The sequence below is a fragment of the Enterobacter cloacae complex sp. 397G4 genome, from assembly GCF_050031515.1.
GTDB classification, from domain to species: Bacteria; Pseudomonadota; Gammaproteobacteria; order Enterobacterales; family Enterobacteriaceae; genus Enterobacter; species Enterobacter hormaechei_C.
In genome coordinates this window covers 919,246-944,442 of sequence record NZ_JBLGWE010000001.1, presented here as the reverse complement: position 1 = coordinate 944,442, position 25,197 = coordinate 919,246, and the positions used below count along the sequence as shown (strand labels likewise).

At 55.8% G+C, this 25,197-nt stretch carries 21 protein-coding genes; 8 read left to right on the top strand and 13 right to left on the bottom strand.

Annotated features, from left to right (window positions below; all coding sequences use genetic code 11):
* Positions 1-92 precede the first annotated feature (92 nt).
* From frr to rpsB, 4 genes are all read right to left on the bottom strand, one after another.
* Entirely contained in the window at positions 93-650 is a 558-nt protein-coding gene (frr, locus tag ACQG1Y_RS04460) for a ribosome recycling factor (protein ID WP_017383739.1), read from the bottom strand.
* A 167-nt stretch (positions 651-817) separates the two neighbouring features.
* The gene (gene pyrH, locus ACQG1Y_RS04455) at positions 818-1,543 is read right to left on the bottom strand and encodes a UMP kinase (protein WP_002889306.1); all 726 of its coding nucleotides are present in this window, start codon (positions 1,541-1,543) and stop codon (positions 818-820) included.
* Between the two features lie 149 nt (positions 1,544-1,692).
* Positions 1,693-2,544 carry a translation elongation factor Ts gene (gene tsf / locus ACQG1Y_RS04450; protein WP_015572722.1) on the bottom strand — a complete coding sequence of 284 codons (852 nt, stop codon included), beginning with the start codon at positions 2,542-2,544 and terminating at the stop codon, positions 1,693-1,695.
* 117 nt (positions 2,545-2,661) lie between these two features.
* Positions 2,662-3,387: a 30S ribosomal protein S2 gene (rpsB, locus tag ACQG1Y_RS04445; protein WP_003856207.1), complete on the bottom strand. Its 726-nt coding sequence runs from the start codon at positions 3,385-3,387 to the stop codon at positions 2,662-2,664.
* A gap of 321 nt (positions 3,388-3,708) precedes the next feature.
* Here rpsB and map point away from each other — a divergent pair, with 321 nt between their 5' ends.
* From map to ACQG1Y_RS04425, 4 genes are all read left to right on the top strand, one after another.
* Positions 3,709-4,503: a type I methionyl aminopeptidase gene (map, locus tag ACQG1Y_RS04440; protein WP_032652626.1), complete on the top strand. Its 795-nt coding sequence runs from the start codon at positions 3,709-3,711 to the stop codon at positions 4,501-4,503.
* A gap of 62 nt (positions 4,504-4,565) precedes the next feature.
* Positions 4,566-7,241 (top strand): bifunctional uridylyltransferase/uridylyl-removing protein GlnD, encoded by a 2,676-nt coding sequence (gene glnD / locus ACQG1Y_RS04435; protein WP_032671533.1) that lies wholly within the window; start codon positions 4,566-4,568, stop codon positions 7,239-7,241.
* Positions 7,242-7,273: 32 nt separating this feature from the next.
* On the top strand, positions 7,274-8,098 hold the full coding sequence (gene dapD, locus ACQG1Y_RS04430; protein ID WP_003856214.1) for a 2,3,4,5-tetrahydropyridine-2,6-dicarboxylate N-succinyltransferase: 825 nt from the start codon (positions 7,274-7,276) through the stop codon (positions 8,096-8,098).
* Positions 8,099-8,209: 111 nt separating this feature from the next.
* On the top strand, positions 8,210-8,599 hold the full coding sequence (locus tag ACQG1Y_RS04425) for a DUF3461 family protein (protein WP_015572719.1): 390 nt from the start codon (positions 8,210-8,212) through the stop codon (positions 8,597-8,599).
* A gap of 89 nt (positions 8,600-8,688) precedes the next feature.
* Here ACQG1Y_RS04425 and ACQG1Y_RS04420 read toward each other — a convergent pair whose 3' ends face one another.
* The 3 genes from ACQG1Y_RS04420 to dgt all read right to left on the bottom strand — a co-directional run bounded on the left by ACQG1Y_RS04420 (position 8,689) and on the right by dgt (position 13,073).
* The gene (locus ACQG1Y_RS04420; RefSeq protein ID WP_003856217.1) at positions 8,689-9,846 is read right to left on the bottom strand and encodes a CdaR family transcriptional regulator; all 1,158 of its coding nucleotides are present in this window, start codon (positions 9,844-9,846) and stop codon (positions 8,689-8,691) included.
* A gap of 146 nt (positions 9,847-9,992) precedes the next feature.
* Complete coding sequence (gene degP / locus ACQG1Y_RS04415; RefSeq protein WP_015572718.1) at positions 9,993-11,426, bottom strand: serine endoprotease DegP; 1,434 nt, start codon at positions 11,424-11,426, stop codon at positions 9,993-9,995.
* A 132-nt stretch (positions 11,427-11,558) separates the two neighbouring features.
* Positions 11,559-13,073 carry a dGTPase gene (dgt, locus tag ACQG1Y_RS04410; protein ID WP_047740767.1) on the bottom strand — a complete coding sequence of 505 codons (1,515 nt, stop codon included), beginning with the start codon at positions 13,071-13,073 and terminating at the stop codon, positions 11,559-11,561.
* 82 nt (positions 13,074-13,155) lie between these two features.
* Here dgt and mtnN point away from each other — a divergent pair, with 82 nt between their 5' ends.
* From mtnN to ACQG1Y_RS04395, 3 genes are read left to right on the top strand one after another with little or no spacing between them, the layout of a single operon-like run.
* Positions 13,156-13,854: a 5'-methylthioadenosine/S-adenosylhomocysteine nucleosidase gene (gene mtnN / locus ACQG1Y_RS04405; protein WP_003856223.1), complete on the top strand. Its 699-nt coding sequence runs from the start codon at positions 13,156-13,158 to the stop codon at positions 13,852-13,854.
* The gene (btuF, locus tag ACQG1Y_RS04400) at positions 13,847-14,656 is read left to right on the top strand and encodes a vitamin B12 ABC transporter substrate-binding protein BtuF (protein WP_017383741.1); all 810 of its coding nucleotides are present in this window, start codon (positions 13,847-13,849) and stop codon (positions 14,654-14,656) included. Before mtnN ends, btuF begins: the two co-directional genes overlap by 8 nt.
* A 23-nt stretch (positions 14,657-14,679) precedes the next feature.
* Positions 14,680-15,303 (top strand): TRIC cation channel family protein, encoded by a 624-nt coding sequence (locus tag ACQG1Y_RS04395; RefSeq protein WP_003856227.1) that lies wholly within the window; start codon positions 14,680-14,682, stop codon positions 15,301-15,303.
* A 58-nt stretch (positions 15,304-15,361) separates the two neighbouring features.
* Here ACQG1Y_RS04395 and erpA read toward each other — a convergent pair whose 3' ends face one another.
* Together erpA and clcA are read right to left on the bottom strand one after the other, a co-directional pair.
* Positions 15,362-15,706 carry an iron-sulfur cluster insertion protein ErpA gene (gene erpA / locus ACQG1Y_RS04390; protein ID WP_003856230.1) on the bottom strand — a complete coding sequence of 115 codons (345 nt, stop codon included), beginning with the start codon at positions 15,704-15,706 and terminating at the stop codon, positions 15,362-15,364.
* Positions 15,707-15,791: 85 nt separating this feature from the next.
* Entirely contained in the window at positions 15,792-17,192 is a 1,401-nt protein-coding gene (gene clcA / locus ACQG1Y_RS04385) for a H(+)/Cl(-) exchange transporter ClcA (RefSeq protein ID WP_017383743.1), read from the bottom strand.
* Between the two features lie 177 nt (positions 17,193-17,369).
* Here clcA and hemL point away from each other — a divergent pair, with 177 nt between their 5' ends.
* Entirely contained in the window at positions 17,370-18,650 is a 1,281-nt protein-coding gene (gene hemL / locus ACQG1Y_RS04380; RefSeq protein WP_015572714.1) for a glutamate-1-semialdehyde 2,1-aminomutase, read from the top strand.
* Between the two features lie 528 nt (positions 18,651-19,178).
* On the opposite strand, the gene fhuB is transcribed toward hemL, so the two are convergent.
* Genes fhuB through fhuA form a run of 4 tightly spaced genes read right to left on the bottom strand, consistent with a single transcriptional unit; the run spans position 19,179 to position 25,106 of the window.
* Entirely contained in the window at positions 19,179-21,161 is a 1,983-nt protein-coding gene (gene fhuB, locus ACQG1Y_RS04375) for a Fe(3+)-hydroxamate ABC transporter permease FhuB (protein WP_193360876.1), read from the bottom strand.
* Positions 21,158-22,048 (bottom strand): Fe(3+)-hydroxamate ABC transporter substrate-binding protein FhuD, encoded by an 891-nt coding sequence (gene fhuD, locus ACQG1Y_RS04370; protein ID WP_047051285.1) that lies wholly within the window; start codon positions 22,046-22,048, stop codon positions 21,158-21,160. The genes fhuB and fhuD overlap by 4 nt, the downstream gene beginning before the upstream one ends.
* The gene (gene fhuC / locus ACQG1Y_RS04365) at positions 22,048-22,845 is read right to left on the bottom strand and encodes a Fe3+-hydroxamate ABC transporter ATP-binding protein FhuC (protein ID WP_047733132.1); all 798 of its coding nucleotides are present in this window, start codon (positions 22,843-22,845) and stop codon (positions 22,048-22,050) included. The genes fhuD and fhuC overlap by 1 nt, the downstream gene beginning before the upstream one ends.
* A 50-nt stretch (positions 22,846-22,895) precedes the next feature.
* Positions 22,896-25,106, bottom strand: a complete 2,211-nt coding sequence (fhuA, locus tag ACQG1Y_RS04360; protein WP_015572711.1) for a ferrichrome porin FhuA — start codon at positions 25,104-25,106, stop codon at positions 22,896-22,898.
* Positions 25,107-25,197 lie beyond the last annotated feature (91 nt).

The following is a 25,197-nucleotide window of genomic DNA, read 5'->3' as shown; positions in this document are numbered from 1 at the left end:
GAGATGCCCAAAAGTTAGACCAGATAAAAGCAAAACGCCGCCAGCAAGACCCAATGTCCTTCTGAACGGCGTTTATCAGTGTACAGCGAAAATCAGAACTGCATCAGTTCCGCTTCTTTTTCTGCCAGCGCCGCATCAATTTTCTTGATGGCCGCGTCGGTCATTTTCTGAATGTCGTCCTGAGAACGACGATCGTCATCTTCACTGATCTCTTTTTCTTTCAGCAGGGCTTTCACTTTATCGTTCGCATCGCGACGCACGTTACGCACGGAAACACGACCCTGCTCAGCTTCGCCACGCACTACTTTGATCAGGTCTTTACGACGCTCTTCCGTCAGAGGAGGCAGTGGAACGCGAATATCCGCGCCGGCTGAGCTTGGGTTCAGACCCAGGTCAGATGCCATGATTGCTTTTTCAACGGCCGGGCTCATTGAGCGGTCGAACACGTTGATTTTCAGGGTACGGGTATCTTCTACCGTCACGCTCGCCAGCTGACGCAGAGGCGTTGGCGTACCGTAATATTCTACGATGATGCCATCCAGCAGGCTTGGGGAAGCACGGCCAGTACGGATTTTGCTGATTTGGTTTTTGAACGCTTCTACGCATTTTTCCATGCGTACTTCAGCATCTTTTCTGATGTCGTTAATCACGTTACGGATCCTTGAAAACTTGTCTCAGGCAGACTATCCGCCAGCACAGCGCTACAGGTGTGCTAAGTATAGTCGCGTTTAATTCATGACAACGCCAAAGGCGCGCCCGGGTAAGATACCACGTCGAAATAAAGCGGAATCTTACCTGTATTTATCGCCGACGGAAATTATTCCGTGATCAAAGTGCCTTCTTTTTCGCCCATAACAACGCGACGCAGCGCGCCTGGCTTGTTCATGTTGAAGACACGGATCGGTAGTTTGTGGTCACGAGCCAGCGTAAAGGCGGCAAGATCCATCACTTTCAGCTCTTTTTCCAGCACTTCGCTGTAGGTCAGCTGATCGTACATGGTCGCTGAAGGATCTTTTGCCGGGTCGGCAGTAAACACGCCATCTACTTTGGTCGCTTTCAGCACCACATCGGCTTCGATTTCGATACCGCGCAGGCAGGCTGCGGAATCGGTGGTAAAGAACGGATTACCCGTACCGGCGGAGAGGATCACCACGCGGTTGTTGCGCAGCAGGCTGATGGCCTCTGCCCAGCTGTAGTTATCGCATACGCCATTCAAAGGAATAGCGGACATCAGGCGAGCGTTCACATAGGCGCGATGAAGCGCATCACGCATCGCCAGGCCATTCATCACGGTTGCCAGCATACCCATGTGGTCGCCCACTACGCGGTTCATCCCCGCTTTCGCCAGACCAGCACCACGGAAAAGGTTGCCACCGCCAATGACCACGCCAACCTGAATACCCAGTTCGACCAGTTCTTTGATTTCCTGTGCCATGCGATCAAGGATGCTTGCGTCAATACCGAAGCCTTCCGATCCTTGCAGCGCTTCGCCACTCAGCTTAAGCAGAATGCGTTTGTACACGGGTTTTGCATTGGTAGCCATGTTTCTTTCCTGAGACTGTCAACGATTAAGATGGGGTTAATTCTGGCGACATGATATGTCGCAAATCAGCACAGCGATACTGGAGCCTGTCTGATTTCGTGAGACGGGTGACAAAAAGAAGCCGCCCTCAGGCGGCTCCTTTTCAATCATTAAGACTGCTTGGACATTGCAGCAACTTCTGCTGCGAAGTCAGTCTCAACTTTCTCGATGCCTTCGCCCACTTCGAAGCGGATGAAGCCAGTTACATCAGCGTTGTGCTCTTTCAGCAGCTGAGCAACAGACTTGCTTGGATCCATTACGAAAGGCTGGCCAGTCAGAGAAACTTCGCCGGTGAATTTCTTCATGCGGCCTTCAACCATTTTCTCTGCGATTTCTTTTGGCTTACCAGACTGCATCGCGATGTCCAGCTGAACCTGGTACTCTTTCTCTACCACTTCAGCAGACACGTCTTCTGGCTTAACGAATTCTGGTTTGCTTGCAGCGATGTGCATTGCCAGCTGTTTAACCAGCTCTTCGTCAGCGCCTTTAGCCGCAACCAGAACACCGATACGCGCGCCGTGCTGGTAAGAGCCCAGAACATCGCCTTCAAGGGAAGAAACGCGACGGATGTTGATGTTCTCACCGATTTTAGCAACCAGCGCAACACGCTCTTCTTCGAACTGTGCTTTCAGAACTTCAACGTCAGTGATTTTGCCTGCAACCGCTGCGTCCAGAACTTTGTTAGCAAATGCCTGGAAACCAGCATCTTTAGCAACGAAGTCAGTCTGGCAGTTAACTTCCAGAATGATGCCGTAGTTGCCGTCGATTTTGGTGATGATCACGCCGTCAGCAGCAACGTTGCCTGCTTTCTTAGCTGCTTTGATCGCACCGGATTTACGCATGTTTTCGATTGCCAGCTCGATGTCGCCGTTCGCTTCGGTCAGCGCTTTTTTGCAATCCATCATGCCTGCGCCAGTACGCTCACGCAGCTCTTTTACCAGGGATGCGGTAATTTCAGCCATTCTTAAATCCTCGGGAGATGTGAACTGCCCGGCCGGGAGCCAAACAGTATAAATTGAAAAAAGGGGCCGATAATGGGCCCCTATTCATACACGGTACTAATAAGGGGTAAAACCTTATTATTCAGCTTCTACGAAGCTTTCTTCCGCCTGAGAAGCCAGATCCTGGGAACGGCCTTCACGAACGGTAGCAGCTACAGCGCTCAGGTACAGGCTAACAGCACGGATTGCGTCGTCGTTACCCGGGATAACGAAGTCAACACCGTCCGGATCGGAGTTGGTATCAACGATAGCGAATACCGGGATACCCAGGTTGTTAGCTTCTTTGATTGCGATGTGCTCGTGGTCTGCATCGATTACGAACAGCGCGTCTGGCAGGCCGCCCATATCTTTGATACCGCCCAGGCTGTTTTCCAGCTTGTCCAGTTCACGAGTGCGCATCAGCGCTTCTTTCTTAGTCAGCTTATCGAAAGTACCGTCCTGAGACTGGGTTTCCAGATCTTTCAGGCGCTTGATGGACTGACGAACAGTTTTCCAGTTGGTCAGCATGCCGCCCAACCAGCGATGGTTCACGAAGAACTGGTCGCAGCTGTTAGCAGCATCTTTCACAGCTTCGCTTGCAGCGCGCTTAGTACCAACGAACAGAATCTTACCTTTACGGGAAGAGATCTTGTTCAGCTCAGCCAGGGCTTCGTTGAACATTGGTACAGTCTTCTCAAGGTTGATGATGTGAACTTTGTTACGTGCGCCGAAGATGAAAGGCTTCATTTTCGGGTTCCAGTAACGGGTCTGGTGACCGAAGTGAACACCAGCCTTGAGCATGTCGCGCATGGAAACAGTTGCCATGTTTAAAACCTCTATATTGAAAGTTGGGGTTATGCCTCCACGTATCCCATATTACCGACCCCGAAGGGCACCCCGGAATATGTGCCGATACGTGTGTGTTGTTACACAAAGTGAGATTTGTCGCTCCCGTCCAGCCTGTGTATCTGAGATGGATCGGAAGTCCGGCGCGCTTTATATCACAAAACACGGCCAGAAACCAATAATTGTTGGCGGAGTGTGCTGTTAATGATTCTCAATTTGGCACGGGGTGCGCCTGACTGATACCATTGACAACACTTACACTAGTATTGTCGAAAAAATCGACACCGATGGACAGATTACATGGCTATCTCTATTAAGACACCTGAAGAAATTGAAAAGATGCGCGTCGCCGGTCGTCTGGCCGCGGACGTGCTGGAAATGATCGAGCCGTTTGTGAAACCGGGCGTCAGCACTGGCGAACTGGATCGCATCTGTAACGACTATATCGTCAACGAGCAGCACGCGGTCTCCGCCTGCCTTGGCTATCACGGTTTCCCGAAATCCGTCTGCATCTCTATTAATGAAGTGGTTTGCCACGGCATTCCGGACAACGAAAAACTGCTGAAAGATGGCGACATCGTCAACATCGACGTGACCGTGATTAAAGACGAGTACCACGGCGACACCTCTAAGATGTTCATCGTTGGCAAGCCGACGATTCTGGGCGAGCGTCTGTGCAAAGTGACGCAAGAGAGCCTCTACCTGGCGCTGAAAATGGTGAAGCCGGGCATCCGCCTGCGCACCATCGGTGCCGCAATCCAGAAATTTGTGGAAGCGGAAGGTTTCTCCGTGGTGCGCGAATATTGCGGTCACGGTATTGGTCGTGTGTTCCATGAAGAACCGCAGGTTCTGCACTACGATGCAGACGACGGTGGCGTAGTGCTGCAAAAGGGCATGACCTTCACTATCGAACCAATGGTCAACGCGGGTGATTACCGCATCCGTACCATGAAAGATGGCTGGACGGTAAAAACCAAAGACAGAAGCTTGTCTGCCCAGTACGAGCATACTATTGTGGTTACAGACAACGGCTGCGAAATTATGACGTTGCGCAAGGATGACACCATCCCGGCGATACTGACGAACATTGAGTGATAAGAAGCCGGCGAATGCCGGCTTTTTTAATGGCGATAGCTTTTTCTTATGGGTGGCGCACGATGAGTAATCTCTTACCCGAACAGTATGCTAATACAGCACTTCCCACCCTCCCCGACCAGCCTGATAACCCGGGCGTCTGGCCACCACATGAGCTGACCTGCGCGCATATCAAAGCCCACATGGAGGTTTTCCATCGCTGGCTGGGTAACGCATTTGACGCAGGCGTTTCAGCCGAGCAGCTCATTGAAGCGCGCACCGAATTTATCGACCAGCTCCTGCAACGTCTGTGGATCGACTACGGTTTCGGACAGGTGAGCGACGTCGCGCTGGTTGCGGTCGGCGGCTATGGCCGGGGTGAACTGCATCCGCTCTCTGATATCGACCTGCTGATCTTAAGCCGTAAAAAACTGCCGGACGATCGGGCGCAGAAAATCGGTGAACTGTTGACCCTGCTCTGGGACGTAAAGCTGGAAGTGGGCCACAGCGTACGCACGCTGGAAGAGTGTCTGCTGGAAGGGTTATCTGACCTGACCGTCGCCACCAACCTGATTGAAACCCGCCTGCTGATTGGCGACGTGGCGCTGTTCCTCGAACTGCAAAAGCACATCTTTAGCGACGGCTTCTGGCCTTCGGAAAAATTCTTCGCCGCGAAAGTCGAAGAACAAAACCAGCGCCACCAGCGCTATCACGGTACCAGCTATAATCTCGAACCGGATATTAAAAGCAGCCCCGGTGGCCTGCGCGATATCCACACGCTGCAATGGGTCGCCCGTCGCCATTTTGGGGCAACATCGCTGGACGAAATGGTCGGGTTTGGTTTTCTGACCGAAGCCGAACGTAACGAACTCAATGAGTGTCTGCATCTGCTGTGGCGCATCCGTTTTGCCCTGCACCTGGAAGTCACCCGCTACGATAACCGCCTGCTGTTTGACCGACAGCTCAGCGTGGCGCAGCGCCTGAATTACCAGGGCGAGGGCAACGAGCCGGTCGAGCAAATGATGAAGGATTTCTTCCGCGTCACCCGCCGCGTCTCTGAGCTAAACCAGATGCTGTTACAGCTGTTCGATGAGGCGATCCTCGCGCTGACGGCAGACGAAAAACCGCGTCCGATTGATGACGAATTTCAGCTGCGCGGCACGCTTATCGATCTGCGCGACGAAACGTTGTTCATTCGCGAACCGGAAGCGATCCTGCGAATGTTCTACACCATGGTGCGCAACAGCACGATCACCGGGATCTACTCCACCACCCTGCGTCATCTGCGCCATGCACGACGTCATCTGAAGCAGCCGCTGTGTTACATCCCGGAGGCGCGCTCGCTGTTCCTGAGCATGCTTCGTCATCCGGGCGCCGTCAGCCGCGGTCTGCTGCCGATGCACCGTCACAGCGTATTGTGGGCCTATATGCCCCAGTGGTCGCATATTGTCGGGCAGATGCAGTTCGACCTGTTTCACGCCTATACGGTAGATGAGCACACAATCCGCGTCATGCTGAAGCTGGAAAGCTTCGCTAAAGAAGAGACGCGCTCCCGCCATCCGCTGTGCGTTGAGCTGTGGCCACGTCTGGCGCACCCGGAGCTGATCCTGATCGCCGCCCTGTTCCATGATATCGCCAAAGGTCGCGGCGGCGACCACTCCGTGCTCGGTGCCCAGGACGTGCTGAAATTTGCCGAGCTGCACGGCCTGAACTCGCGTGAAACGCAGCTTATCGCCTGGCTGGTTCGCCATCATCTGCTGATGTCAGTTACCGCTCAGCGTCGTGATATTCAGGATCCGGAAGTGATCAAGCAGTTCGCCGAGGAAGTGCAAACGGAGAACCGCCTGCGCTACCTGGTCTGCCTGACGGTAGCCGATATCTGCGCCACCAACGAAACCCTGTGGAACAGCTGGAAGCAGAGCCTGCTGCGCGAACTCTACTTCGCCACCGAAAAACAGCTGCGTCGCGGGATGCAGAACACCCCCGACATGCGTGAGCGTGTGCGCCACCATCAGTTGCAGGCGCTGGCTCTGCTGCGCATGGATAACATCAACGAAGAGGCGCTGCATCAGATTTGGGCGCGCTGTCGCGCCAACTACTTTGTGCGCCACAGCCCAAACCAGCTTGCCTGGCACGCCCGGCATCTGCTGAAGCACGACCTGACAAAACCGATGATTCTGCTCAGCCCGCAGGCCACGCGCGGCGGGACGGAAATTTTCATCTGGAGCCCGGACCGGCCTTATTTGTTTGCAGCGGTCTGTGCCGAGCTGGACAGGCGTAACCTGAGCGTGCACGACGCGCAGATTTTTACCACCCGCGACGGCATGGCGATGGACACCTTTATTGTGCTGGAGCCGGACGGCAGCCCGCTGTCGTCGGACAGGCATGAGGGGATACGCTTTGGCCTCGAGCAGGCGATTACGCAGCGCAGCTGGCAACCTCCGCAGCCGCGTCGTCAGGCGGCAAAACTGCGCCACTTTACCGTCGATACCGAGGTCAATTTCCTGCCGACCCATACCGACCGTAAATCGTTCCTTGAGCTGATTGCGCTCGACCAGCCAGGGCTGCTCGCCCGCGTCGGTCAGGTTTTTGCCGATCTGGGAATTTCGCTTCACGGCGCCCGAATTACAACCATTGGCGAACGAGTAGAAGATTTATTTATAATCGCGACGGCCGACCGGCGTGCCCTTAATAATGACCTGCAACTTGAAGTGCAACAACGGTTGACAGCAGCCCTCAATCCAAACGATAAAGGGTGACGTGTTTTTTAGTGAAATGGAAAGAGTAAACAATGCAGCAGTTACAGAACGTTATTGAGTCCGCTTTTGAGCGTCGCGCCGACATCACTCCGGCAAATGTGGATACCGTGACCCGTGAAGCGGTAAACCAGGTTATTTCCCTGCTGGATTCCGGCGCGCTGCGCGTGGCAGAAAAAATCGACGGTCAGTGGGTTACTCATCAATGGCTGAAGAAAGCTGTGCTGCTCTCTTTCCGCATCAACGATAACCAGGTTATCGACGGAGCAGAAAGCCGCTACTTCGATAAAGTGCCAATGAAATTTGCGGATTACGACGAAGCGCGCTTCCAGAAAGAGGGCTTCCGCGTAGTACCACCGGCGGCCGTTCGTCAGGGTGCCTTCATCGCACGCAACACCGTGCTGATGCCATCCTACGTGAACATCGGCGCCTACGTTGACGAAGGCACCATGGTAGACACCTGGGCTACCGTCGGCTCCTGCGCGCAGATCGGTAAAAACGTTCACCTGTCCGGCGGTGTGGGCATCGGTGGCGTTCTGGAGCCACTTCAGGCTAACCCAACCATCATCGAAGACAACTGCTTCATCGGCGCACGTTCCGAAGTGGTGGAAGGCGTGATCGTCGAAGAAGGTTCTGTGATCTCCATGGGCGTTTATATTGGCCAGAGCACCCGTATTTACGATCGCGAAACCGGTGAAATTCACTACGGCCGCGTTCCAGCCGGTTCCGTTGTGGTTTCCGGCAACCTGCCGTCTAAAGATGGCAAATACAGCCTGTATTGCGCGGTCATCGTGAAAAAAGTGGACGCGAAAACGCGCGGTAAAGTAGGCATCAATGAACTGCTGCGCACCATCGATTAATCGGGTATAACAAAAAGCGGGGGCAACCCCGCTTTTTTTATATCCGAAGGTGGCGAAAATAGATTTTTTCGTTAATTATTCATAGGTTATGTTGAGATCAAGGGTACCGCTATGTACGATAATCTGAAAAGTCTGGGCATTACCAATCCTGATGAAATTGATCGTTATAGTCTCCGCCAGGAAGCCAATAACGATATTTTGAAAATCTATTTTCACAAGGACAAAGGAGAGTTCTTCGCCAAAAGCGTGAAGTTTAAATACCCTCGCCAGCGTAAGACCGTTGTCGCTGACGGTATCGGTCAGGGATATAAAGAAGTACAGGAAATCAGCCCTAACCTGCGCTACGTGATCGACGAACTCGATCAAATCTGCCAGCGCGATCGCAGCGAAGTCGATCTGAAACGTAAGATCCTTGACGACCTGCGTCACCTGGAAAGCGTAGTCACCAATAAGATCAGCGAGATTGAAGCGGATCTTGAGAAATTGACGCGTAACAAATGAGCCGTTTTATTGCCCGGTGGCGCTTCGCTTACCGGGCCTATGAACGCATGTAGGCCGGGTAAGGCGAAGCCGCCACCCGGCAAACAGCATCATCTCTGTTCATCCAGCTGCAACGCCACATACAGCAGTAGCCGGTCGTCAAAGTTCCCTAAATCCAGCCCCGTCAGTTCCGAGATCCGGTTTAGCCGATACTCCAGCGTATTACGGTGAATAAACAGCGCTTTTGACGTTGCCAGCGGCTGCACGTTATGCCTGAACCATGCCTGCAACGTGCGGCGCAGCAGCCCGTTGTTGTCCATCGCTTTCAGACGCACAAGCGGACGCGCCAGCTCGTTGGCCTGCCAGCCACCGCGCAGGCTGTCGAGCAGGACTGGCAGCATCAGATCCTGATAGAAATAACTGCGGCTCTCCGGCATGCGCTGTTTACCCACCATCATGGTGGTGCGCGCCGTTCGCCATGAACGAGCGATACTTCCCGGCCCGGTAAAGTAATTTCCCAGTGCGACGCGAAAACGGAGCTGTCCGTTCTCCTTCATGCGCTCGATGAGCAGCTCAACGCGGCGACGATGATCTTCCGCGTCCCAGCGGCCAAACTGATTAAGCGCAGGCTTGAGCACCACCATTTCCGTCAAAGAGACAATCGCCACCAGGTTGTTACGCTCCGGCGTCGCCAGCATGTTTTGCAGCTGCTGTAGCTCCACCATGGCGCTGTCCACACCAAGCTGGCCGCTATCCACCTCAATAACGGCGACCACGCGCGGCTGATTCAGGTCGATACCCAGACGCTGCGCCCATTCGCTCAGGGCAGGCGTGTGCTCCTCCGCCTGAATCAAATTCATCACCAGCTCTTCACGCAGGCGGCTGTCCTGGGCGAGCAGATGCATCAGACGCGACTGCTCCAGCATCATCTCCGCCGTCATGCAGACCAGCTCACCGTATTTACGCAGCGATTCAGGATCGCCGGTCAGACCGATAACGCCAACAATTTCTCCTTCCAGACGCAGCGGCAGGTTGATCCCCTGACGGACCCCGTGGAGATGTTTCGCCACGGCGTCATCGATGTCGACCACGCGCCCCTGAGAGAGCACCAGCAACGCCCCTTCGTGCAATTCCCCAATACGCTCACGATCGCCACTGCCGATAATGCGCCCACGGGCATCCATTACGTTGATATTGGTATCGATGATGCGCATGGTTCGCGCCACGATATCCTGCGCCATTTTGGTATCAAGATGCCAGCCAGCCATATAACCCTCCCGTGAGCAGAGCTCAAGCATAGAGAAGTTCAGATAAGGCTGCATTGTGCAGATGCACAAAGGCAGAGAGAGATGTATGGAGTTGTGGGAAAGGTCACAGAAAAGAGAAAGCCCCTGCGAACAGGGGCTTAAGAGGATTATTGCATCAGGAGATAAATAGAGGTATCACCACGCTGAATATTCAGTGCCAGCACGGACGGCTTGCTGTCGAGAATTTTGCGCAGTTCAGCGATGTTTTTCACCGGCTGCTGGTTAGCGCCCATGATCACATCACCTTTTTTCAGGCCGATACGGGCAGCAGGTGAGTTCGCTTTCACGTTGTTCACCACCACGCCTTTATCTGCCCCTTTGTTGCTCATTTCAGCACCTTCAATACCGCTGAAGATGGTGCTGGAATCCACCTGATTCTGACTGCTCTGTTGCAGTTCCAGGCTCACGTTAACCGGCTTACCTTCACGCAGCAGGCCGAGGGTCACTTTACTGCCGATTGGCATAGAACCCACTTCCGCACGCAGGGCGGCAAAGCTGCTGATCGGCTTACCGTTCAGAGAGGTGATCACGTCACCCGCTTTAATGCCGGCTTTCGCCGCCGAAGAGTTCGGCATGACCTGGCTTACGAATGCGCCGCGCTGAGCGTCCACTTTCATCGCTTTCGCCAGCTCGGAGTTCAGTTCGGTACCCATGATCCCCAGCTCACCGCGTTTCACCTGTCCATATTGCACCATCTGCGCAGTCAGGTTTTTCACCATGTTGCTCGGGATAGCAAAGCCGATACCGATGTTGCCACCGTCCGGTGCCAGGATAGCGGTGTTGATACCGATCAGCTCACCGTTCAGGTTAACCAGCGCACCGCCGGAGTTACCGCGGTTAATGGCCGCATCCGTCTGGATGAAGTTTTCATAGTTTTCCGCGTTCAGGCCGCTACGTCCCAGCGCAGAGACGATACCCGAGGTCACGGTTTCACCCAGACCAAACGGGTTACCGATGGCGACGGTGTAGTCACCCACGCGCAGCGCGTCAGAGTCGGCAAGCTTAATCGCCGTCAGGTTCTTCGGATCCTGGATTTGAATCAGCGCGATATCAGAGCGCGGGTCTTTACCGACCACTTTGGCATCGAATTTACGGCCATCGCTCATCTGCACCTTAATGGTGTTAGCATTATCTACCACGTGGTTATTGGTCACCACGTAGCCTTTCGCTGCATCAATAATAACGCCCGAGCCGAGTGCCATGAATTTCTGCTGCTGGCCGCCGCCCTGACCGTCATCCCCTGCGCCGCCACCCTGACAGAACGGAGAACTCTGGAATGGCGAACCGTCCTGGCAGAATGGCGAATTGTCGCCGAAGAACTGCTGGAAATTACGCGGCATACGCGGCGTATTGACGGTCGTGCTGCCCTCAACGTTAATACTCACCACCGATGGCATCACTTTTTCGAGCATCGGGGCCAGGCTTGGCATCTGCTGCGCAGTCGCTGCCGAGGAAGCTGTCTCGGCCGCCATCGCCAGAGGGGACAGCGCTAAACCTAAACTCAGAGCCAGTGCACTCATTGCTAATGTGGTTTTTTTCATGTTTCTCAATCTCGATTTACCAGATAACGCAAAATTGCTGTGTAACTCAGATTCGTTTTATACCGCTTAGTTCCGGGATTAAGTTTATGGAAAAAGTAAAAATTTATTGGTCGTCTTTACAAAACTCATGGCTTATTCAACGGCCATAAGCTTGCGGTATTCATCCCAGGCATACAAATCTGTCATCCCGCTGATATAGTCCTGGATAAGACGACAGCGATAATAATATTCCATGACTGGCCATTGGGAAGAATGGCGATCTATTTTACTAACGGCTTCAATGTATGCCAGCCGGTGGCGAGTTGAAAGCTTCTGATAGAGACGAGATTCAATCGGCAGGCGGCGAACACGTTCATTTTCGACCAGCTCACTGAACTCATCGACCGTCAGCTGGAGCAGCGGGCCATAAATTTCCAGCAACCCGCTGATAACCCGGTATCCTTGCAGCTCCAGCTGTTCGACATCCGGGTGGCTGAAAACATGGCGAACAGCCACGTTTTTATATAATTCAAGAAGCTGACTAAAACTGCTCTCATCTTCCAGCAGGGCGTGATTAAATTCCCCGCTAAATATCATCGGCAAATTATCAATGAAACGGGCGGCCGCATACGGCACCAGTTTATTCAGTGTGTTCACCCGCAAATACATAAAGAACTGATCTTCGGTACTGCGGCTCAGCGAATTTGAACGCGATTTATCCCAGGCATTCTCGACGACCTGCGCAAACAGAGAACCTTTTTCATGCTCTCCCCAGGCATCATGAAGATGCTGATACAACTCCTCGACGCTGAATATTCTTTTTTCCACCGCGTCTTCCAGATCGGCCACGCAATAAGAAATGTCATCAGCCGCTTCCATAATCCATGTCAATGGAAAACGGCCGTTAGGGGTCAGAGACAGTTCTTTACGCAACCGCACGATGTATGCTTCTTCCGATAAGTAATAGCCCGGTTTTTTCATCAGGTAGCTATGCGTGGCGGGCGTTTCTCCGGTCCACCATGCGGGACGCGTGTATTTAAGAATACAGCCCACCTGGGCCCAGGTCAGATTCATCCGCATCAGGGAGTGCACCAGACGGATCCCCTGCGCGTTACCTTCGAAATGACACAGATCCTGGCGCACCTTACGGCGCAGATCGTTCAGGCTATCTTCGCCTTCACGCAGGCGTAAATCGCGTACCACACAGCGGTCATCGCTGAGCGGCTGGCTTATGGCGTCAGAGGGAAAAAGCCGCTGTTTAAACCAGTCATTGATGGCGGCCTCGCCGAAATGACCAAAGGGAGGATTGCCGATATCGTGCATCAGGCAGGCCATCTCAACGATGCTTTCGAACGGCCCGGTCAGTTCATCCAGTCCGTAGGTTTCCAGCAGACGTTGCTCTTTAAGGCGGCTGAGGATCTCTTTCGCAATGTAGCGCCCCACCTGCTGCACTTCCATGGAGTGCGTTAACCGCGTACGCACCGCGGCGTTACGCTCCAGCGGGAACACCTGGGTTTTTTGCTGTAACCGACGGATGGCGGGCGAGTTGATGATACGTCCGCGATCGCTTTCGAAAATGCGCAGGATCTCATGTTCGCTCTTTTCGCCCTGTGGCGAACGGAAACGTCGGTGCCAGTTAATTTTGGTGCGAAAATCGATTGGTGCCATGTGCTCCCCCGCGTGAGAATGCGTTTCCCCTTAACCGCATGATAGACTATGCATCTTAACAAGGCACATCGCGAGTAAATCTATGAAAATCGGCATTATTGGTGCAATGGAAGAAGAAGTTACGCTGCTGCGTGACAAAATTGAGAACCGTCAGACCCTCTCCCTCGGTGGCTGTGAGATCTACACCGGCCAGTTGAACGGTGTTGACGTGGCTCTGCTGAAATCAGGCATCGGTAAAGTTGCAGCGGCACTGGGCGCGACCCTGCTGCTTGAGCGCTGCAAGCCTGACGTTATCATTAATACGGGTTCTGCGGGCGGTCTGGCGCCGACGCTGAAAGTGGGCGATATCGTGGTTTCCGACGAAGCGCGTTATCACGATGCAGATGTCACCGCATTCGGCTACGAATATGGTCAGCTTCCGGGCTGCCCGGCCGGGTTTAAAGCGGATGATAAGCTGATTGCCGCCGCTGAAAGCTGCATTAACGAGCTGAACCTCAATGCGGTGCGTGGCCTGATCGTCAGCGGCGATGCCTTTATCAACGGCTCTGTCGGTCTGGCGAAAATCCGTCATAACTTCCCGCAGGCTGTGGCCGTTGAGATGGAAGCCACGGCCATCGCGCACGTATGCCATAACTTCAGCGTGCCGTTCGTGGTCGTTCGCGCGATCTCTGACGTGGCGGACCAGCAGTCCCACATCAGCTTCGACGAATTCCTGGCCGTTGCGGCCAAACAGTCCACCGTGATGGTGGAAACCCTGGTGCAGAAACTGGCGCGTGGGTAAGGTGTCATTCAGGGCGCTGGTCGCCCTGCTTCTGCTCGCTCCAGCCTGGCTCATCGCCGCGCCGCGGGTGATCACTCTCTCCCCTGCCAATACGGAACTGGCGTTTGCCGCCGGGATCACGCCCGTTGCGGTGAGCAGCTTTTCCGATTATCCACCGCAGGCCGCCCATATCGAACAGGTTGCCACCTGGCAGGGAATGAACCTGGAACGCATAGTGGCGCTGAAGCCCGATCTGGTCCTCGCCTGGCGCGGCGGTAATGCCGAACGGCAGGTGAACCAGCTCTCTTCGCTGGGAATAACGGTAAAATGGGTGGACGCGGTGAGCATCGAACAGGTGGCGCAAACCCTCCGTGACCTCGCGCCCTTCAGCCCTACCCCCCAACGCGCCGGGCAGGCTGCACAGCAGATGCTCAACGACTATGCCGCGCTAAAAGCCCGATACGGCACGCAACCGAAACAACGCGTTTTTCTGCAATTTGGCAGCCAGCCGCTGTTCACTACCGGGAAAGGCTCGATCCAGAACCAGGTGCTTGAAACCTGTGGAGGTGAAAATATCTTTGCCGAAAGCCGGGTTCCCTGGCCCCAGGTCAGTCGTGAGCAGGTTCTTGCGCGACAACCGCAGGCCATTGTGGTGGTCGGAAATGCGAGCGAGATTCCTAAAATAGAACAATTCTGGCATCGGCAGCTTAAAATTCCGGTCATCGCACTCAACAGCGACTGGTTTGAACGCGCCAGCCCGCGTATTATCCTCGCCGCAAAACAACTCTGCGCCGAACTGGCAGAGAGTCACTCAAACAGATAAATACCCCCTTCGAGGATTTAACGATGCTCGTGTATTGGCTGGATATTCTTGGCACAGCCGTTTTTGCTATCTCCGGCGTTTTGCTTGCCGGAAAACTGCGCATGGACCCTTTTGGCGTACTGGTACTCGGCGTTGTTACGGCGGTGGGAGGCGGAACGATCCGCGATATGGCGCTGGCAAATGGCCCGGTATTTTGGGTAAAAGATCCCACGGATCTGGTGGTGGCGATGGTCACCTGCCTGTTAACCATCGTGCTGGTTCGTCAGCCTCGCAGACTGCCAAAATGGATATTGCCGGTGCTGGATGCCGTCGGTCTGGCGGTCTTTGTGGGAATAGGCGTGAATAAAGCCTTTATTGCCGGGACTGGCCCGCTGGTGGCGATCTGTATGGGCGTGTTAACCGGCGTGGGCGGAGGGATTATTCGCGACATACTGGCGCGAGAAGTCCCGATGATCCTGCGAACGGAAATCTACGCGACGGCCTGTATCATCGGGGGGATTGTTCACGCCACGGCGTATTACACCTTTGCTGTCCCGCTGGAGAATGCGGCGATGCTGGGGATGGTGGTCACGCTGGTGATCCGTTTAGCGGCGATACGCTGGCACCTGAAGCTGCCGACGTTTGCGCTGGATGAAAATTCAAGATAGGCGTCGTTTATAAGCCCGGTAGCGCTTCGCTTACCGGGCCTACAATCTGCATTCAGGCTTAAATACTGAACGAAGAACCACACCCGCAGGTGCTGGTCGCATTCGGGTTAGTCACCACAAAGCGCGAACCTTCCAGACCTTCAGTGTAGTCCACTGAACCGCCCACCAGATATTGCAGGCTCATCGGGTCAACCACCAGCGCGACGCCCTGTTTCTCGATAGTCATATCACCATCGTTAACCTGATCGTCAAAGGTAAAACCATACTGGAAGCCACTACAGCCGCCGCCGGTAATATAAACACGCAGTTTCAGATCCGGATTGTCCTCGTCGGCAATCAGGGTTTTCACTTTTTTCGCTGCTGCTTCGGTAAATTCCAGCGGCAACGCTACGTCATCACTCATCTTATGCTCCCATGAATACTGCGACTGCTATTGGGCAAAAATCACCCAATTCTTTTTGTCATTATCTAATACCCTGGTAATTCATTCAAGTATTCTGCTTCAGGGCCTGTTCAGCTTCCTGTTTCGCCAGGGTACGGGCAAGAATGGTGGAGTATAGCGGTTTTCCACCCAGGAATTGGGCTAATAGTGTCGCGCCGAGACAGGTAATGATCATTGGCAAAATGAGCTGGTAATTGTCGGTCATTTCCAGCACCAGTACGATCCCGGTCAGCGGCGCGCGCAGGGAGGCCGCCAGCAGCGCCCCCATTCCCGCAACCGCAAACGTCCCCGCATCCAGATGGTAGGCCGGGAAACCTGCCGCCGCCGCCATCCCGAACGCCGTACCCAGCAGCGTCCCCAGTGCCAGCATCGGAGCAAAAATGCCGCCCGGGGCGCCAGAGGAGAAGCACAATACCGTGGTGATGACGCGTGAAATAAACATAAACAGCAGCAGGCCTACGCTGAAATTCCCCGCCGCGGCAATGGGAATCAGGCCGAAACCGCCGCCCGCCGCATTCGGTTCGATGAAACCGAGGATCCCGCACACGCCGCCAAGCAGGCCTCCCACCAGCACCCATTTCGTGGTATTTCCGCCATGGATGCGCTGAAACATATCCTGCGCCCGTAAAATCAGGGTGTTAAAAAGCGGGCCGACGACGCCAAAAATCATCCCAAGAACCAGATACAGCCATAAAGTATTGACCGGCGCATTGGTCAGCTTGCCAACTTCAATCACCGCTCCTTCGCCGTTAAAGACGCGAAAGACAATGCTCGACATAATCACGCCGGTAAACACCGCTTTAATGGAGATCAGGTTGTAGCGGAACTGGGCGCGCATCTCTTCAATGATAAACAGGATACCCGCCAGCGGCGCGTTAAACGCCGCAGACAGCCCCGCTGCTGCCCCCGTCGCCAGCAGCGTATGCCGTGCTTCGGCGCTGCGCATACGGAACAGATCGCCGACCATGCGCCCGACGTTACCGCCCAGCTGTACCGTTGGCCCTTCCCGACCGAGCACCATGCCCGCCCCGAGGGTTCCCATCCCGCCGATAAATTTCACAGGAAGCACCCGCCACCAGCGAACCGGGCGTAGCTCCTCCAGCGCCCCCTCAATTTCAGGGATCCCCGAGCCACCTGCTTCAGGTGCGAATTTACGCACCAGAAAATACCCCACCATGGCAAACAGCGCCGAAAGGCCAAAGGCCCACACCCAGACCAGCCATTCCCGATCGGCAAAGCTGGCGACGGTACCTATGCGCCAGTTGAGCACCGCGTTGACCGCTTTCTCGAATGCGACCCCCACCAGCCCGGCCAGCGTACCGACCACGGCGGCTGCCAGCAGAATGGCTAACGGTGTTTTGTCACGGTTGAGCAGCCGCCGGATACTGACCCGGTGCTTCGCGCGCGTAAACTGTTGTTGTTCAAAAGAAGGTGTGTTCTCGTTCATTACCTGTTCTGTTTCGTCATACAAAAGGCCGCAGGGATTCTACCAGAGACAATCCCCTCGTCCCCTGAAAAATACTTAACAATTGTTAAGCCTTCTGAGGGGCAAAAATTTTATAACCTCTTCCGAATCACTTAGAATAGTTGCCTTAACTTATTTCTACGAACCAGGAACGACGCCATGAGCAAGTCTGAAAACCTCTACAGCGCAGCCCGCGAGCTAATCCCAGGCGGCGTGAACTCACCCGTGCGCGCCTTTACCGGCGTGGGTGGCACCCCGCTGTTTATCGAACGTGCGGATGGGGCATATCTGTATGATGTGGATGGTAAAGCCTATGTCGATTACGTCGGCTCCTGGGGCCCGATGGTACTGGGGCACAACCACCCGGCGATCCGCAACGCGGTGATTGAAGCCGCTCAGCGCGGCCTGAGCTTCGGCGCGCCAACCGAGATGGAAGTCAAAATGGCGGAGCTGGTCACCGAGCTGGTGCCAACGATGGACATGGTGCGTATGGTGAACTCCGGTACCGAAGCGACCATGAGCGCTATCCGTCTGGCGCGCGGTTTTACCGGTCGTGACAAGATCATCAAGTTCGAAGGTTGTTATCACGGCCACGCCGACTGCCTGCTGGTAAAAGCCGGTTCCGGCGCGCTGACGCTCGGTCAACCGAACTCCCCGGGGGTGCCGGCTGATTTCGCGAAACACACGCTGACCTGCACCTATAACGATCTGAACACCGTTCGCGCCGCGTTCGAGCAGTATCCGCAGGAGATCGCCTGCATCATCGTTGAACCGGTGGCGGGCAACATGAACTGTATTCCACCGCAGCCGGATTTCCTGCCGGGCCTGCGCGCACTGTGCGATGAGTTCGGCGCGCTGCTGATCATCGACGAAGTGATGACCGGTTTCCGCGTCGCGCTGGCGGGAGCGCAGTCATACTACGGCGTAGAGCCAGATCTGACCTGCCTCGGCAAAATCATTGGCGGCGGCATGCCTGTCGGCGCGTTTGGCGGCCGTAAGGACGTGATGGACGCGCTGGCGCCAACCGGTCCTGTTTACCAGGCAGGTACGCTCTCCGGTAACCCGATTGCGATGGCTGCGGGCTTTGCCTGTTTGACCGAAGTGGCGCAGCCGGGTATCCACGAAACCCTGACGGACCGAACGACGCAGCTGGCAAACGGCCTGCTGGAAGCCGCAGAAGACGCGGGTATTCCGCTGGTGGTAAACCACGTCGGCGGGATGTTCGGGATTTTCTTCACCGATGCGAAAACCGTGACCTGCTATCAGGACGTGGTGAAATGCGACGTGGAACGCTTCAAACGCTTCTTCCACCTGATGCTGGAAGAAGGCGTGTATCTGGCCCCGTCAGCGTTTGAAGCGGGCTTTATGTCCGTGGCACACAGCGAAGAAGATATCAATAACACCATCGACGCAGCGCGTAAGGTGTTTGCGAAGCTGTAAAATGTGCGGCTTGATGCCCTCACCCCAACCCTCTCCCACAGGGGGAGAGGGTTCCCCAGTAATTTGAAAGCAAAAGCGATAACGTTGCCTCAGAATAACTGAGGGCTTTCAGCGATGCCTCGGTCCGGCTGTAAATCGCTGAGGCGTTTCCTGTAGGTCGGGGCGAGGCGCAGGGATGCGCCGAGAGGGCGGGCTTTACAGGGACGTTTCCTCCGCCCGTACCCGATAAGCCGGAAGGAATAAGCCGAAGGTACCGCGAAGCGGCGATTTTCCGCCGGAAGCCCGGGTCGCCAGGGTGGTGGCGACTGAGCCACCCTGGCACGTTCACCGCTCATGTCGTGACAGAGTAGCAAGGAACATAAAGTGAACGGAATGACCACCAGAGCCGTATGTTCCCCTTCACCCCAGCCCTCTCCCTCAAGGGAGAGGGGGCCGTCTGTGCAGGCATTATTTTGTGGGAAACCCTCAGCCCACAGGGAGAGGAAGCAAAAACGAAAACGGCAATCTAAGGATTGCCGTTTACTTTTATTACCGACTCTGCTTTCTCAACAGATATATAAAGTACGGCGCGCCGATAAAGGTCGACAGCAGGCCCGCCGGGATCTGATACGGGAACAGCACCATCCTTCCGCACCAGTCAGCAAAGACCAGGATCGCTCCGCCCGTCAGCGCAGAGATCACGATATGCGGCAAAGTCCTGCGGAAGCCCATCATACGGGCGATATGCGGCGCCATTAATCCGACAAAACTGAGCGGGCCGATAGTCATGGTGGCCGTCGCCGTCAGGCACGCGGCCAGCAGCAACAGGGCGATACGCGTTGGCGTCAGCGCCACCCCGACCGCGCGGGCGGTATCCCCACCCAGCGGCAGAATGGTCATCCAGCGACGGCACAGCGGCACAATCGCCAGCAGTACGATCATCACAATCCCGGTATGCACCACCTGACTGCCGGTAGCGTTGTACGTTGAACCGGAAATCCAGGTCAGGATCTGCGCCATGCGCGGATCGCCGCTCGCCTGCAACATCATCAGCAGCATAGTAAACGCGGTGCTGAGCGCCATCCCGGCCAGCAGCATGCGGTGAGGTGAGAACCCCCCTCGCCCGGAGGCGATCAGGATAATCATCAGCGTGACTGCCGCGCCGATACTCCCGGCAGGCATCAGCCAGCCGAACGCATTTCCCGGCACGAGGAACAACATTAACACTACGCCAAACGCGGCCCCGGAGCTGATCCCTAATACTTCCGGGCTTGCCATCGGGTTGCCGGTGAGACGCTGGATAATACAGCCGGCCACCGCCAGCATGACGCCCGCAATCAGCGCGGAGAAGATCCGCGGCCAGCGCCACTGCATGAGTTCATGCAGCAAATCCCCCGTCGCCCAGTGCCAGCTCGTGGCGTCGCGTCCCAGCGAGAGTGCGGCAAACGAGGCGATAACCAGCACCGCCAGCCCGGCAAGGCTGAACCACACCACCGACTGACGTTCGGCATGTACTTTATCGCCGGCATCCATTGCCGGGGCGCTAATGCTGCGCAGGCGCGGCAACAGCCACAGCAGCAGCGGCGCGCCGATCAGGGCCGTCACCGAGCCCGTGGAAACTTCCATCCAGACGCGCGCCAGCCAGAGAATGAGTTGATCGGAAAGCCAGAGGATCAGCGCACCAATCAGCGGAGCCAGCATCAGACGCGCCAGCAGACGGCGCGCGCCGAGCATTTTTGCCAGCAATGGCGCAAACAGACCGATAAAACCGATGATGCCGACGGCGTTAACCAGTAACGCGCTCAGCACAATCGCCAGGGTCAGGGCCGCCAGACGCGCCAGCGACAGCGCCAGCCCCAGATTGCGCGCCACGCCGTCATCGAGGCCCATCAACGTCAGCGGACGCAGCAGCAGCAGCGTCAGCACCACGCCGCCGAACAGCTGCGGCCACAGGCGCTGGACGATACTCCAGTCGGTCTGGGTGAGCGTGCCGGTACTCCACATAAACATGCTTTGCAGCTGGTCGTGGTGAAACAGCACCAGCAGCTGGTTGATCGCCCCACAGTAGAGGCTGACGACCAGCCCCGCGAGGATCAGCGTGACCGGCGAGAGACGTTTTCCCCAGGCCACGCCAAAGACCAGCGCACCGACCACACATGCGCCTGCCAGCGCGGCAAACTGCGAGGTTAACGCTCCCGGCAGGGTCCAGAGAGTGGTGATGGTGATCCCCAGCTGAGCCCCCGTCGCCACGCCCAGCGTGGTCGGCTCTGCCAGCGGGTTACGCAACACCTGCTGAAACAGTACGCCCACCAGTCCCAGTCCCGCCCCGACCAGCAGGGAGATAGCCAGACGCGGCAGCAGGCTGTAGTGGAACAGCATTTGCTGAATATTATCGATATCCGGTGCGGCAAACGCGGCTGCCCATTGATCGCGCGGTAACGCCGTGCTCAGGTTAAAGCCGGTTAACATCAGGGCAGCCAGAAAAATGAGCGCTAACAGCAACATTGGGAAACGAGCCATACGCGTGCTCATGCCTTGCCTCCCAGTGCATTGTCCAGCACGCGGGCAAAATGCATTGCCGACAGCGTCGCGCCGTAGAACCATACCGCTGGCGCGCGCAGGAAGCGCTGCTCGCGGACGAACGGCATTGCCTGCCAGAGCGGGGTCGCCATCAGGGTTTGCATCTCGCGCTCGTTCCCGTGATCGAAGCACAGCACGTCCACATCACGAAACGCCGCCAGACGGTCAATACCCACGGCGGTACTGCCCCAGAATGTCATCTCGCCTTCCCAGGCATTGCGAATGCCAAAGCTGTCGAGCACTTCCTGGAACAGACAGTTATTTCCAAAGACCAGCATATGGCGGGCATCCAGCAGGGTTACCATCAGCAAAGGCCGATCGCCACGGTGGGCAAAGCGCGGCTTGAGGGAATCAATCAGCGCATCAAATTCATCGAGATGTTTTTTCGCCTGAGCCTCACGGTTGAGAAACTGCGCCATCTCGTGGATGGAATTTTTTGCCATGGTCAGCGGCTTTTTGCCGTCGCTAAAGGAAAAGCCCCGCCCTGGCGCAATCTTCGCCATGGTCTCTTCCGACGGGCCGTACCCCGCAGACCAGAATAAATAAGACGGTTTCATCTGGGTGAGAAGCTCAAGGTTCGGCTCCGTACGCAGGCCAATGTCGATGACGGAGTCCGGCAGTTTTGGCTCATTCACCCACAGGGTGTAGTTGGGAATATCGGCCACGCCGTAAGGCGTCACGCCAAGCGCCATCATCAGTTCGACGGGCAACCACTCCAGCGCCACGATGCGGTGCGGATCGATAGCGGCAGCGCGGGCCGGGCCCATCTTTAACAGCAGCGGTGAGAGCGCCATGGCCGTCAGCAGGCGACGGCGGCTAATGAATGTTGGATCCAGCATCAGTAGACAAAGCTCACGGGTGCAGCCCCGGCTGGGTGAGGCAGGATGCCCATAGGAATACCGTAGATATGTTCCAGCGTTTCGCTGCGCATCAGTTCGGCAGGCGTACCCTGAGCGATCATTTCACCGCCGCGCAGCGCTACCAGGTAGTCGCAATAGCGTGCCGCCATGTTGATATCATGCAGAACGGCAATCACCGTCAGGCCGCGCTGCTGACTTAAGCGATGCACCAGCGCCAGGACGTCAACCTGATGAGCAATATCCAGCGCCGAAGTGGGTTCGTCGAGCAGCAGGCAGCGGCTGTCCTGCGCCACCAGCATCGCGATCCATGCGCGCTGACGCTCGCCACCGGACAGGCTATCCACCAGACGATGCGCCAGCGGTTTTAACCCAACCAGCGCGATCGCCTCTTCCACTTTCTCTCTGTCAGCGAGGCCAAAACGCCCGAGCGCACCGTGCCACGGATAACGTCCAATCGCCACCAGCTCGCGCACCGTCATCCCCTCCGCCTGCGGCAACTGCTGCGGCAGATAGGCCACCTTGCGGGCAAAGGCCTTACTGCTCCAGCTCGCCAGCGGCTGGTCATCCAGCAATATGTCGCCCTCGGACGGCGGCTGATGACGACCCAGCATCTTCAGCAGCGTCGATTTACCGGAACCATTGTGCCCGATTAAACCGGTCACTTTACCTGCGGGAAACGTCAAAGAGAGCGGATGCAGCAAGGTGCGCCCGGGTACGCGAAAGGAGAGATTGTTAAGCGTGAAGGTGGAGTCGGATTGCGTTTTATTATCCTGCATGTCAGCCAACTTAAATAAAAAGGGCACGGCGAACCGTGCCCATAAAGAGGTTAGAAGCGGAAGGTCGCGGTGGCAACAACCTGGCGTCCTGCTCCCCAGTAGCATGCATACTCGCTGTAGCAGCTGGAGACGTATTCACGGTCAAAGATGTTGTTCACGTTGACGCCGACGGAAGATCCCGGCAGACCAAAGCGCGCCAGATCGTATTTCACGGTCGCATCCGCCAGGGCATAACCCGCGACGTTAAAGGACTCATAGGCTTTAGGCGACGCTGAGGAGTAGTACGTCACCGTGTTACCGATGTAACGCGCGCCCGCACCGACGGTCAGGCCACTCAGCGCCGTCTCGTGGAAGGTGTAATCCGCCCACAGGGATGCCATGTTGCGCGGTACTTCTGCCGGACGACGACCTTCATACCAGGTATCGTGGGTATATTCCGCATCTGTGTAGCTGTAGGCCGCCGTTACGTTCACGTTAGCCGACACCGCCGCTTTCGCTTCCAGCTCAAAGCCACGGGAGCGAATTTCACCGCCCTGCACGCTAAAGCCGCTGGTCGGGTTCGCCGGATCGGCGGTCAGGTTGTTGTTCTTGGTCAGCTGATATACCGCGGCCGTCACCACAACAGGCAGATCTTTAGGAACATACTTCACGCCCGCTTCATACTGCTTGCCGCGCGCCGGGTCGAACGGTTTGCCGCCCTGGGTGGTGCCAGAGAGCGGTTCAAAGGATTCACTGTAGCTGAAGTATGGGGTAATCCCGTTGTCGAACAGGTAGTTAATCCCCCCGCGCCAGGTAAATGCCTGATCGTTAATTTCCGCGGTGGTCCCGTTATTACGGTTAAAGGCAGACGTTTTTGCAAAGTCATAGCGGCCACCCATGGTGAGTACCCACTTATCCCATTCCGCCTGATCCTGCGCATAGAGCCCGGTCTGCTCCTGGCGATTGAGCATGGCATACGGGAAGTTCACATTGACGTTCGCATTGCCGTGCTGCGGATTGTTCATGCTGATCGGATCGGCGGTACCGTAGTCAGCATCAATATCATTGCGCATACGAAGGTAATCCACCCCCGTCAGCAGCGTATGGTCAACGGCACCGGTCGCGAATTTCGACTGGAGCTGTGTATCAACCGTGAACGAGTTGAGGTCTTCATCTGAGCGCACGTACGCACGGCTGATTTGGGCCGGAGCGATATAGCCATTACCGTAAACTGAACGGTAAAGCGTATTGATTTTGGTATAACGCAGATTCTGACGCACGGTGAAGGTGTCGTTGAATTCATGCGCGAAGCTGTAACCCACCATTTTCTGACGACGGGAGATCTTATTGTCTTCATCGCCTTCGTTGAAATCGGTCGGCAGTTTGTGCGCCTTTCCGTTAGCATCATAGTAAGGCACAACGGTACCTTCACGCGGCAGCCAGCCGTAGTAACCCGCATCCGGATCGCTCTGGAAGTTGCTCAGGAAAGTGAAATCAGTTTTATCATCAGGACGCCAGCTGAAAGACGGCGCAATCGCGTAACGAGTAGACTTCACCATCTCCTGCTGCGCATTTTCACTGCGTCCCAGGCCGGTCAGACGGTAGGACCACACGCCGTTATCATCAATCGCGTCGCTGAAGTCAAACCCAGTCTGCCACAGGTTATCCGTCCCCATTTTGAACTGAATTTCTTTTAACGGTTCCGTGGTTGGACGCTTGCTGACCATACTCACTACGCCGCCAGGGTGGCTTTTGCCATACAGTACGGACGTCGGGCCTCGCAGCAGCTCTACGCGCTCCAGGAAGTATGGGTCCATCGACGCTTCAGAGTAGTTATCCCCTTGCAGCTTCATACCATCCAGATACTGGTTGGTATTCACGGTGCTGGAGGTGGTGAACCCACGAATCGAAACCACATCATAGGTCGTTGAGGCGCCGCGCGTTGCGAAAACGCTCGGCGTGTAGGCCAGCGCCTGTTTAACCGTCCCCGGCTGTTTCATGTCCATCTCTTCACGTGTGACCACGGAAATGGACTGCGGGGTTTTCTCGATCGGTGTATCGGTTTTCGTCGCCGTTGCAGTGCGCTTTGCTGCAATCGTCGGTGCAGGCCCCCAGGCACTCTCCTGCGCAGCCGGTGCGGCAGTAACAGTAATGGTTTCTTCTTTTTTCGGGGTTTCGGCGGCATGAGCATAAGCAGACATGCCGGCAACCGCTGTGGCTACGACGACCGCGATTTTACGCAGCGACGTGTTAATTGGCTGAGCAGTATTGGAAAGCGCCATGATGGATCTCTGATGGAAAAGTGAATGATAACGTAAACGAGAATTATTATTATGACCGCAGAATAATATGCGAAACGTTGGCTGCATAGCA